Genomic DNA, 9,334 nt, shown 5'->3' with positions numbered 1-9,334 from the left:
GACACCGCCGGACTTCCCTTAGTCGAAATGGCCACCCAAAGTTGGGTGGCCATTTCGCATTTACGGGCACAATCCCCGGAAGGACAGTCATGTCGTCGGATGACGCGAACGATCGCAAGAGCAACGAAGGGCGCTCGGGCGACCGCGCATCCGGGCGCGGACAGTCTTCTCGAGGCAATGATTCATCGCCTCGCAGCGATCGTCCTTACCGCCGCGACGGGCAGGCCGGGGGGCAGCGCCGCGACGGTGACCGTCCGTTCCGTCGTGATGGTGACCGTCCTGTTCGTCGTGATGGTGACCGTCCCTTCCGTCAGGACGGTGACCGTCCGTTCCGTCGTGATGGTGACCGTCCTGTTCGTCGTGATGGTGACCGTCCCGTTCGTCGTGATGGTGACCGTCCCGTTCGTCGTGATGGTGAGCGTCCGGTTCGTCGTGATGGTGATCGTCCGTTCCGTCAGGACGGCGACCGTCCGTTCCGTCGTGACGGCGAACGCCCCGCCCAGCGCGATGGTGATCGTCCGTTCCGTCGTGAGGGGGATCGTCCTGTTCGTCGTGATGGTGACCGTCCTGTTCGTCGTGACGGTGACCGTCCCTTCCGCCGGGATGCTGATCGTCCTGTTCAGCGTGATGGTGATCGTCCGTTCCGTCGCGACGGGGATCGTCCTGTTCGTCGCGAGGGGGATCGTCCGTTCCGCCGTGACGGTGATCGTCCCGTTCAGCGCGAGGGGGAGCGTCCGTTCCGTCGTGACGGGGACCGTCCGGTTCGTCGTGACGGGGACCGTCCCGTTCGTCGCGACGGCGATCGTCCGGTTCGCCGTGACGGTGACCGTCCGTTCCGTCGGGACGGGGACAGCCCCGTGCGCCGAGACGGTGATTCCCGCGGCTTCGGGGGCGGTGACCGACGTCCGAGTGGCGACCGCCGGCCGGGCGCGGGAGCGCCGCGTCGATTCGATCGCGAGGACTCCCGTGCCACGCGCCCGCCGCAGGATCGTCGCGAGCGTGGCCCGGAGATCCCCGAGGACGTCACTGCCTTCGACCTTCCTGGCGCAGCCCGCAACGAGTTGAAGACGCTCAGCAAGGACAACGCCGACAACGTCGCCCGTCACCTTGCGATGGCTGCTCGCATGATCGACGAAGACCCCCAGCTGGCGCACGAACACGCGCTGGCGGCATCCCGGAGCGCCGGCCGTGTCGGGGTCGTCCGCGAGACCGTCGCCATCACGGCATACGCCGTCGGCGACTTCGCCCTGGCACTCCGCGAACTCCGGACGCACCGCCGGATTACCGGGTCCGACGAGCAGCTTCCGCTCATCGTCGACAGTGAGCGCGGGGTCGGACGTCCCGATCGCGCCCTCGAGGAGGGGCGCGCGGTCGACCGCTCGAGCCTGTCCGTTCCGGTACGTGTACAGCTGGCGATCGCCATGTCGGGAGCGCGCCTCGACCTCGGGCAGACGGACCGTGCTCTGCAGGAGCTCGAGATCCCCGAGGCCGACCCGGACCGCGCGTTCGAATGGAGCCCGGCCCTCTTCTCCGCGCGCGCAGCGGTTCTCGAAGAACTCGGACGGTCCGATGAAGCCGCCGAGTGGGAGCGTCGAGCCGAGATCGCGGCCGACGCCCTGGACGCCGCCGCAGGCGTCGCCGATCGCGAGGTCATCGTCGTCGAAGAGATCGAACTCATCGATGACGAGGGTGGTGTGGACGTGGCATCCGGAGTCATCCCCCTCGAAGGAAACGACGTGGCGGTCGAATCGGCTGACGACGCTGCGAGTGAACCGCACGACGAAGACGTGACAGACGGTGACGGGGACGATCGTGCCGACGGCATCGAGCCCGCCGAGACGGTTGTCGAAGCGGACGTCGAGGAAGACGGGCGATGATTTTCGGCCGGAGCACTCCGCCGCCGACACCGCTCGACGGCGTCGACGTCGTCCTGGCGGACCTCGACGGGGTGGTCTATGCCGGCCCCGGTGCTCTGCCGCACGCGGTCGACAGCCTGAACCGCGCCCAGCAGGAGGGGCGTCGTCTCGGGTACATCACGAACAACGCGTCGCGGACCGACGCGTCGGTCGCCGAGCACCTCACCTCCCTCGGGCTGCGTGTGGCGGCGGACGACGTCACCACCAGCCCGCAAGCGGCGATGCGTCTGATGCGCGACCTGGTGCCCGCGGGTTCCACCCTGCTGGTCATCGGCGGCGAGGGTCTCGTCGTCGAGGTCGAGAAGGCCGGCTTCGTCGTCACGCGCAGCGCCGATGACAACCCGGCGGCCGTCGTCCAGGGCTTCGCTCCCGAGGTCGGGTGGGTCCATCTCGCCGAGGCCGCGTACGCACTCGCGACGCCTGTGGAGGAGGGGGGGATCCCCTGGGTCGCCACCAACTCCGACTGGACGATCCCGCAGGCCCGCGGCATCGCTCCGGGTAACGGCACGCTCGTGTCGGCCGTGCACACGGCCGTGGGGCGGTTGGCCACCATCGCAGGCAAGCCCGAACGGCCCATCTTCGATGTCGCCGTCGCCCGCACCGGCGCGCAGTCGCCGCTGTTCATCGGTGATCGCCTCGACACCGACATCCAGGGTGCGCGCACGGCTGAGATGCGCTCCCTGCTGGTGCTCACCGGCATCGACCGACCGAAGCAAGTTCTCGCGGCGCCGCCCTCGCAGCGCCCCGACTACATCGTCGAAGACCTCCGTCAGCTCTTCGAGCCGTACCCCACGACGGTCGTCAAGGGCGACCGCACCCGTGTGGGTGATGCGATCGTCGAGATCGACGGCGTCGATCTCCGGATCGTCAACGACGGAGGGCGGCAGATCGACCTTCTGCGTGCCGGCTCGGCGGCCATCTGGAACAGTGGTCGTGCCATCTTCGGCTTCCGGGTTCCGGAGCAGCTCTACGCGGACCCGTTCCGCGTGCGCTGACGTCGGTAGCATGGCATCCATGTCCGACAGCTCCGCCCCGGACGCCGGGCTCATCGATCGGCTGCGTCTCATCGAGGAGGAGCCCCTCGACACCCGCGCGGACGCTTACGCCGCCGTGCACGAAGAGTTGGCTCGACGACTCGAATCGGCGCCGATCGATCCGACCGCAGCGTCGTGAGCCCGCGCCTCGATGCCGAGCTCGCCGCCCGCGGGCTGGCGCGTTCCCGCTCGCACGCGGCTCAACTGATCTCCGGCGGGCTCGTGACGGTCGACGGCCGCCCCGTCGTCAAAGCATCGACGCCCGTGGAGACGGACAGCGTGCTCGACGTCGCGGGGGCCGACCACTACGTCAGCCGCGGCGCGCACAAGCTGCTGGCCGCGCTCGATGCCTTCGGGGTCGACGTGAGCGATCGGGTCGCCCTCGATCTCGGAGCGTCCACCGGCGGCTTCACACAGGTCCTTCGCGAGCGCGGCGCGCGCCCGGTCATGGCCGTCGACGTGGGGCACGGTCAGTTATCCACCGTCGTGGGGGCGGACCCCGACGTGGTGTCGGTCGAGGGGTATAACGTGCGGTTCATGACCGCCGACTCCCTCGCGGGCGCCACGGGTATCGCCGAGCGTCCCACCGTGGTGACCGGAGACCTGTCGTTCATCTCGCTGGAGCACGCGTTGCCCGCCGTCGTGGCCACGGCGGCCCCCGAGGCGGATGTCATCCTCCTCATCAAGCCGCAGTTCGAGGTCGGCCGCACAGCGCTGAAGGGCGGGCTGGTCACCGACCCCGCCCTGCGATCCGACGCCGTGCACGGCGTGCTCTGGGCCGCGTGGGACGCGGGTCTCAGGACCTCCGGGCTCATCGCGTCGCCCATCGTCGGAACGCACGGGAACCAGGAGTACGTCGCGTGGTTCTCGGCCACTCGGGGCAGCGACCCCTCAGAATGGGAGAGCACCGTGACCCGACTGACCGGAAGCCGATGACCCCCAGCGATCGCCGAATCCTCCTCGTCGTGCACGCGCGCCGAGATGACACCGTCCACGCCGCCGAGCGCATCCTGACCGCCGTGCGGTCGGCCGGTGCCACCCCGGTGGTGTCCGCGGAGGACCGGCCCGAGCTCGCGGAGCGTCTGTCGCTCGAGGGCGTCCAGACCCTCGGGGTCGACGTCGGCATCGACGACATCGAGCTCGCCATCGTGCTCGGCGGCGACGGCACCATCCTGCGCGCGGCCGAAGTCGTGCGGGGTGGGACCGTCCCGATCCTCGGGATCAACATGGGCCACGTCGGATTCCTCGCCGAGATCGAACGCGACGACATGGACGACGCCGTGCGTCGGGTCATCGACCGCGACTACGTCGTCGAGGAGCGACTCGCCCTCGCGGTGCGCGTGTTGAACGCCGACGATGAGGTCATCTTCGAGACCTGGGCACTGAACGAGGCCACCGTCGAGAAGGCGAGCCGCGAGCGGATGCTCGAAGTGGTGATGGAGGTCGACGGCCGTCCGCTGTCATCGTTCGGCTGCGACGGGATCGTCGTGGCGTCTCCGACCGGTTCGACGGCCTACAACTTCTCCGCCGGAGGGCCGGTGATCTGGCCGACGGTCGAGGCCATCGCCGTCGTCCCCCTCTCGGCGCACGCCCTTTTCGCACGTCCGCTGGTGGTGAGTCCCGAGGCGATGGTCGCCGTCGAGGTACTCGAGCGCACGAGCGGCAGCGGCATCCTGTGGTGCGACGGCCGACGCTCGCACGAGCTGCCCCCGGGCGCTCGCGTGATGGTGCGTCGTTCGTCGCGGCCCGTCCGCCTCGCCCGCCTGCACCCTGCCGCGTTCACCGACCGGCTCGTTCGGAAGTTCCGCCTTCCGGTCACGGGATGGCGCGGGATGCCGGGAGGTGCGGCGTGATCGAAGAGATGCGGCTGCGCGACCTCGGCGTGATCGCGGACGCGACCCTGCCGATCGGGCGCGGTTTCACGGCCATCACCGGCGAGACCGGGGCGGGCAAGACCATGGTCGTGACCGGGCTCGGGCTGCTGCTCGGTCAGCGCGCCGACTCCGGCGCGGTGCGCAAGGGCGCGACCCAGGCTGCCGTCGAGGGCGTGTGGCTCGTCCCCGAAGAGGGGGTCGTCTCCGCGCGAGTGCGGGAGGCCGGAGGCGATGTCGAGCCCGTCGGGGACGGTTCGGCCGAGCTCTATCTCGGACGCACCGTCTCGAGCGAAGGACGCGGGCGCGCCACCGTGGGCGGACGCACCGCTCCGGCGGGTGTCCTGGCTGATCTCGCCGACGACCTCGTCGTCGTGCACGGACAGTCCGACCAACTCCGCCTCAAGTCGTCGGGAGCGCAGCGCGATGCCCTGGACCGCTTCGGCGGGGAGCCGGTCGTCGCTGCCCGCACCGCCTATCGCGCGGCGTGGGACGCCTGGCGTGCTCTGGATGCCGAACTGACCACCCTGACCGCTGATCGTGACGACCGCGCCCGCGAGGCCGAGCAGCTGCGCGCCGCGATCGCCGAGATCGAGGCCGCAGCGCCGATCGTCGGCGAGGAAGAGGAGCTGGCGCGCCGCGCCGAGCGTCTCGCCAACGCCGAGGATCTGCGAGTCGCCGCCGTGACGGCCCACGCCGCCCTGTCGAACGAAGACGGCTCACCCGATGTCGTGACGCTGCTGGCCGAAGCCCGCCGGGCCCTCGAGCGGATCTCGGGCAGCGACGAGGCACTCGCCGCCATCGGCGAGGTGATCGCCGACCTCGGGTATCGCGCGACCGACGCCTCCGTCGCGCTGTCGGGCTACCTCGCAGACCTCGACGAATCCGGCCCGCACGAGCTGGTCGCGGTCGATGAACGCCGCGGAGTGCTCGCCGGACTCGCCCGCACGCACGGAACGGTCGAGGCGGCGATCTCGTTGCTCGAGACGGGCTCGGCTCGTCTAGTCGAATTGGATGACGACGGCGACCGCCTCGAGCGACTCGAGGCGCAGCGCGACGCCGCGGCCTCCGAGCTGGATGCGGCCGCGGAAGCGCTCACCGCTGCGCGACGCGAGGCCGCCGAGAGACTGGGCGCCGCGGTCACCGAGGAGCTCCATGCGCTCGCCCTTCCCGACGCCCGGTTGAGCGTCGACGTGGCCCCCGCCTCACCCGCCGGTCACGGACGCGATGAGGTGTCGATCCTGCTCGCCCCGCACCCGGGCGCCGATCCCCGCCCCGTGTCGCGCGGGGCGTCCGGGGGCGAGCTGAGTCGCGTCATGCTCGCCATCGAGGTCGTCATCGCCGGCGTCGACCCGGTGCCCACCTTCGTGTTCGACGAGGTCGACGCCGGAATCGGGGGAGCCGCGGCGATCGAGGTCGGTCGTCGGCTCGCTCGTCTCGCGGAATCGTCGCAGGTGATCGCCGTCACGCACCTCGCGCAGGTGGCGGCCTTCGCGGGAAACCACCTGACGGTCGTCAAGGGCAACGACGGTGCGGTCACGGCATCCAGTGTCCGCCGTCTCGACGGGGCCGAGCGCGAAGCCGAGATGGCCCGCTTGCTGTCGGGACTCACCGACTCGGAAGCGGCGTTGACGCACGCCCGTGAACTGCTGGAGACCGGCCGATCCCGATGACCGACGACTCCGACGACGAGCTCTCAGCGCCGCCGGAAGCGACGCTGATCGACCCCCCGCGGCACACGCCGCTGTGGGCGTTCCTCTCCCGGCTGCTGCTGCGTCTCGAGGCGTGGCTGCGGTCGCACGGGGGGACACGTCTGCGTGCCGGCATCCGCGTGTTCTGGGCGGCGGTCGCCGCCGTCGGCGTGGTGCTCCTCGTCGGCCCGGTGATCAACGCGCCCCTCACCTTCGACGACATCACCTCGTCGGCGAAGGAGGCCACGAGCACCTGGATCGCGAAGGACTTCTCGGCGGAGTACGACCTGCAGCGTCACGACGACGGGCGACTCGTCGTCGCGGTGACGGAGAAGTTCACCGCGGTCTTTCCGGACGACGTCGACGAGAACTCGATCGAACGCGTGCTCGCGTCGCAGTACGAGGGACACGATCTCGCTCCCGCGCTGCGCGAGGCGCGGCTCGACGATCGCCCCGTCGACGCACGGGTGGAGACGACGCCGACCCGCACGACCTACGTCATCGGGGGAGTGGACAGACTCACCGGGTCGCATCTCGTCGAAGTGCGCTACGACCTGCGCGACCTCGCTTACGACGACCGCGACACCTCGTCAGACCAGGTGTCCCAGGTGCTGCAGTGGGACGTCTTCGGGCCCGAGTGGCCGCACGGGGTCTCGTCGAGTTCGTTGCGCGTCGTCGTGCCCCGCGACCTCGAGGGGGCTTTCGCGCGCCAGCCCTCGGCGGGACTGTCGTGGCTTCTCGTGGGCGGTTCCACCACGATGGAGCCCGAGGACGCGGCATCCGATCCGCTCGTGTACGAGATCACGAACGACCAGAACATCCCTCCCCACGGATCGTTCTGGTTCACGTTCCGGTTCGATCCGGGTACGTTCGCGATGCCGGGGCCGTCTCCGCTGTTCTTCGTCCAGGCGTACGGGCCCTTCGTGCCGCTGTTGCTCTCGGCGGCCGGCGTGCTCTTCGCCTTCGCCGCGCGGGCGGTGGCCTGGGCCGACGCGCGGGGGCGCGCGTGGTTCGTGCCGGAGTCGCAGCCGCGCCGCGGCAGCTCGGTGGCGCTGGACGCACGCCTGTGGGGAGCGCGCCGCACGGCGGTACTCGCCGAGGCCCTCGACGCGTGGCGTCGAGATCCGAAGGACCCCCGGCTGACCCATCGTCTCGCGCGCGCCGCCCATCGAGCGGGGCGGTGGGGGGATCTGCTCCCGGCTCTGCGGTCGTTCCGCTTCTCGCCCGCGTGGAGGGCGCAGTTCGAACGTGGTCTCCGCACGGTGCCGCGCGGGTTCGTCCGGGACGCCTTCCTCGGCGGAGCGTTCGCGCTCGCCGTCCTCCAGCTCGGACTGACGCGACAACTCTCGTATCAGCGCGCGCTGACGATCGAATGGTGGCCCGTGGCTGCCGCGGCGGCCTCCGTCGCTCTCGCCGGCGTGATCCTCGCGGTGGCGCTGAGCGCACGCCCACTGACGCGCGAGGGAGCCCTCGCGCGTGAACACCTGCTCGGTCAGCGGCAGTATCTCGAGCTGACGAGCGCCGCCGAGCGCACGCCGCTGCGATCGGCGGATCTGCCCTACGTCGTGATCTTCTCGCACCCGCGCGCGGCAGGTCGTCTGCTCCGAGGCCTGATCGAGCGCGAAGGGATCGATCGTCGGGTGGGGGCCGATCCGAGGTTCCTCGGGGGCGGACGACTCGCCGTCCGTGCGTGCGCGCTGGGTCTCGTCGCCGGCGCCATCGCCCTCGCGTTCCTCACGACGGCGTCCACCACCGCCGCTCCCGATCAGACCGCGGTTCTCGACGGGATCGAGGGCAGCAGCGGTCTCGCCGTGACGGACGCCGACATCGCCGCCACCCTCCGTCGCGACGGCGACGGAGCAGGCCGGGTGGAAGTCGTCGAGACCCTGAAGACGGAGGTCGAGGCGGATCGCCGGGTGATCCCCCAGGTCACGCGCGTGTGGCGGGACGTCGTCGACGGGCACGATCAGGGGCTGACCGTCGAGTCGATCACCGTCGACGGCGGGACGGTTCCGTTCGTGCAGACCCGGCGTCTCGATCACGCCGTCGTCCAGACGCGCCTGACCGACGACTGGACCGGGACCCACGTCGTCGAGATCCGGTATGAGGTGACGCGCCCGATCGCCCAGGACGCATCGGGGGAGCGGATGACCTGGACCGCCCTCATGCCGGGGTGGTCGTGGTCGTGGCGGACCGTCGACGCGGAGACGGAGCACGTGCGGATCGCGTTGACCCTCGCGGACGGACTGGGAGAGGGCCTCGAAGAGGGGTCCGGATGGGTGGATGCCACTCCCTACCGCCCGGACGCGGCGCCCGAGCCACTGGGCGACGACGCCGTGCAGAGCGGGTCCGAGACCGTCATCGCGTTCGACGCCAGGGCGAGCGACGAGTATTCGCCGGACAGCCGGTGGCCGTCCTCGTCGACGTACGCGGGGCTCGACCTGCGATTCGCCTCGGGGACGTTCTCATCGGCGACGCCTCCGAGCATCGGGCACACCCTGTGGGCGGCGCTTCCCTGGGTCATCGGGCCGATCCTCGGAGCGGGGGCCGTCGTCCTGGGCCTGGTGGGCATGAGCGCGCGCGACCGGGTCGGTGTGCGGCGCGACCTCGCGCGGTGGTTGCCGCCGAGCCTGGTCATCGCCCAGGTCGTGCTCGTCGGCTGGGCGGCCGGCGACGCGGCGACCGAGGACGCGATCCTTCCCGTCGTGCTGATCCCCGTGGTGCTCTCGGTGGTCGTCGCGGTGGTCGCCTTCGTCCGCACCCGAAGACTCGCCATCGTCACGCGAACGTGACGCGGATGTCGGAGGGGGGTGCCAGACTCG

Annotated in this window: 8 protein-coding genes; 7 read left to right on the top strand and 1 reads right to left on the bottom strand. The window is 70.7% G+C overall.

Annotated elements, in window-relative coordinates:
• Window positions 1-182 precede the first annotated feature (182 nt).
• Entirely contained in the window at window positions 183-1,106 is a 924-nt protein-coding gene (locus tag AB6V31_RS14950) for a hypothetical protein (protein ID WP_369366592.1), read from the bottom strand.
• An 18-nt stretch (window positions 1,107-1,124) separates the two neighbouring features.
• Between AB6V31_RS14950 and AB6V31_RS14945 the strand changes: the two genes are divergently transcribed.
• From AB6V31_RS14945 to AB6V31_RS14915, 7 genes are read left to right on the top strand one after another with little or no spacing between them, the layout of a single operon-like run.
• Window positions 1,125-1,877 carry a hypothetical protein gene (locus AB6V31_RS14945; RefSeq protein ID WP_369366590.1) on the top strand — a complete coding sequence of 251 codons (753 nt, stop codon included), beginning with the start codon at window positions 1,125-1,127 and terminating at the stop codon, window positions 1,875-1,877.
• On the top strand, window positions 1,874-2,911 hold the full coding sequence (locus AB6V31_RS14940) for an HAD-IIA family hydrolase (RefSeq protein ID WP_074695202.1): 1,038 nt from the start codon (window positions 1,874-1,876) through the stop codon (window positions 2,909-2,911). Before AB6V31_RS14945 ends, AB6V31_RS14940 begins: the two co-directional genes overlap by 4 nt.
• A gap of 19 nt (window positions 2,912-2,930) precedes the next feature.
• The gene (locus AB6V31_RS14935; RefSeq protein WP_369366588.1) at window positions 2,931-3,089 is read left to right on the top strand and encodes a hypothetical protein; all 159 of its coding nucleotides are present in this window, start codon (window positions 2,931-2,933) and stop codon (window positions 3,087-3,089) included.
• Window positions 3,086-3,886, top strand: a complete 801-nt coding sequence (locus AB6V31_RS14930; protein WP_369366586.1) for a TlyA family RNA methyltransferase — start codon at window positions 3,086-3,088, stop codon at window positions 3,884-3,886. The genes AB6V31_RS14935 and AB6V31_RS14930 overlap by 4 nt, the downstream gene beginning before the upstream one ends.
• The gene (locus AB6V31_RS14925; RefSeq protein WP_056224195.1) at window positions 3,883-4,803 is read left to right on the top strand and encodes an NAD kinase; all 921 of its coding nucleotides are present in this window, start codon (window positions 3,883-3,885) and stop codon (window positions 4,801-4,803) included. The genes AB6V31_RS14930 and AB6V31_RS14925 overlap by 4 nt, the downstream gene beginning before the upstream one ends.
• Complete coding sequence (gene recN / locus AB6V31_RS14920; protein WP_369366584.1) at window positions 4,800-6,494, top strand: DNA repair protein RecN; 1,695 nt, start codon at window positions 4,800-4,802, stop codon at window positions 6,492-6,494. The genes AB6V31_RS14925 and recN overlap by 4 nt, the downstream gene beginning before the upstream one ends.
• On the top strand, window positions 6,491-9,304 hold the full coding sequence (locus AB6V31_RS14915; RefSeq protein ID WP_369366582.1) for a DUF2207 domain-containing protein: 2,814 nt from the start codon (window positions 6,491-6,493) through the stop codon (window positions 9,302-9,304). The genes recN and AB6V31_RS14915 overlap by 4 nt, the downstream gene beginning before the upstream one ends.
• Window positions 9,305-9,334: the final 30 nt, after the last annotated feature.

It is taken from the genome of Microbacterium sp. 16-032 (genome assembly GCF_041079455.1).
GTDB lineage: Bacteria > Actinomycetota > Actinomycetes > Actinomycetales > Microbacteriaceae > Microbacterium > Microbacterium testaceum_A.
This window is presented reverse-complemented; position numbering and strand designations above follow the sequence as displayed.

Coding starts and splice junctions, on each gene's coding strand:
- AB6V31_RS14935 (WP_369366588.1), top strand. CDS start 2,931: ATGTCCGACAGCTCCGCCCCGGACGCCGGGCTCATCGATCGGCTGCGT.
- AB6V31_RS14945 (WP_369366590.1), top strand. CDS start 1,125: ATGATCGACGAAGACCCCCAGCTGGCGCACGAACACGCGCTGGCGGCA.
- AB6V31_RS14925 (WP_056224195.1), top strand. CDS start 3,883: ATGACCCCCAGCGATCGCCGAATCCTCCTCGTCGTGCACGCGCGCCGA.
- AB6V31_RS14915 (WP_369366582.1), top strand. CDS start 6,491: ATGACCGACGACTCCGACGACGAGCTCTCAGCGCCGCCGGAAGCGACG.
- AB6V31_RS14940 (WP_074695202.1), top strand. CDS start 1,874: ATGATTTTCGGCCGGAGCACTCCGCCGCCGACACCGCTCGACGGCGTC.